The 1,297-nt window shown below is 64.4% G+C and carries 1 protein-coding gene; it reads left to right on the top strand.

What is annotated here, in order from left to right; all coding sequences use genetic code 11:
- Window positions 1-495 precede the first annotated feature (495 nt).
- The gene (locus P3X83_RS43140; RefSeq protein WP_277311252.1) at window positions 496-1,116 is read left to right on the top strand and encodes a hypothetical protein; all 621 of its coding nucleotides are present in this window, start codon (window positions 496-498) and stop codon (window positions 1,114-1,116) included.
- Window positions 1,117-1,297: the final 181 nt, after the last annotated feature.

Below are 1,297 nucleotides of genomic sequence, written 5' to 3'. Positions count from 1 at the left end.
CCGTCGATGCCTGGATCACAGTACTCATCAGGTGCGTTCTCCATGATCAGGAGTTACACCGAAAACCGTACAGTCCCGACTTTGGCGATCCGGTCGGAACCGGAGTTGGTGATCACGGGCAGGCGTCCTTCATGTCGCCGCTCGCACAGCCGCGTAGGCTATTCGTCGATCGCAGTCTTGGTCGAGGCGTCGTCCCAAGGTTGTTACGCGCTGCGGGCTGGGACCTGATCACACTGGCGGAGCACTACGGGATTCCGCGGGACGAGGCGGTACCGGACACTCACTGGATAGAGGACAGCGCGAGGCTCGGCTGGGCCGTCCTGATGAAGGACAAGCGGATCCGTTACCGGAGAGCGGAGATTTTGCCACAGCCGACGTTCCGGGGCCCTTCATCTACGCCGTCCACACCGATCGGCTGGAACGACTTCACCCTCCCCGCGATTGAGTCCCAGATGACATGGAGAATGGTCAGCGGGGTGTGGAAGGGTCGCGCGCATGGAAATGGATGCGTTCACGGAAGGGTTCGTCAAGAGGAACTGGGCTGAAATCGGCCTGGACGAACTCCTGGGGCCCGCGCCCGAATATTTCGACCGAGCGGGTGATCTCGTCGTGGTCGGCGATTCCATAAGCTGGTCGACCCCCGAGTTGACGCAGGACGGCCAGCAGATCGACCATGGCGCCCCGGACGGCACATATCCGGTGTACGCCGGGAGCCACAGCATCGAGGATTCCTCGTCGGTGCGATATTACGTGGACACGCTCTTCATCCCTCTCGCCGCCCCCGACCGCCTGGCCTCGGCCATATGGGATGACGAGGGTTACGACAAGCCGGTGTTCCTCGGTGATTACGCGTGCCTGTGGAGCCCGGGAGCCGAAGCCGCGACCCTGCCGCACTGGGGCAGTGGGAAGAGCGCGAAAATCCGCGCGATAGAGGAATCCGTATTGTCCGACGAGACGCTTTCCCGGAGGGGCCACTGGCCCGATGCTCTCGTGGATCCGGATTCCGGGGCGAACATCCTGGCGTTTCCGGTGAGCGATGTCGCCCTGAGGGGCTACGAAGCCGTGGACGAGAACGACGAACCGCTGGCGGTGCTGCTCGCCACCTGGTCGCCCTGATTCCGAATCCGGGGCGGCGAGTACGGCGAGCCGGAAGGGCGGGCCGGTGGAGGTGCCCGTCCACCGCTTCGCCCCCGGCCCGCCGTGCCCACCGCCCCGGGCGTGCGCTAGTGCCGCGTCACCGAACCTTGCTAGGTCATTGATCGTTGGTGGGTGAGCACGCCAGCCTTGTCCCGGAGTA

Source organism: Spongiactinospora sp. TRM90649 (assembly GCF_029382225.1).
Classification (GTDB): domain Bacteria; phylum Actinomycetota; class Actinomycetes; order Streptosporangiales; family Streptosporangiaceae; genus Spongiactinospora.
This window is presented reverse-complemented; position numbering and strand designations above follow the sequence as displayed.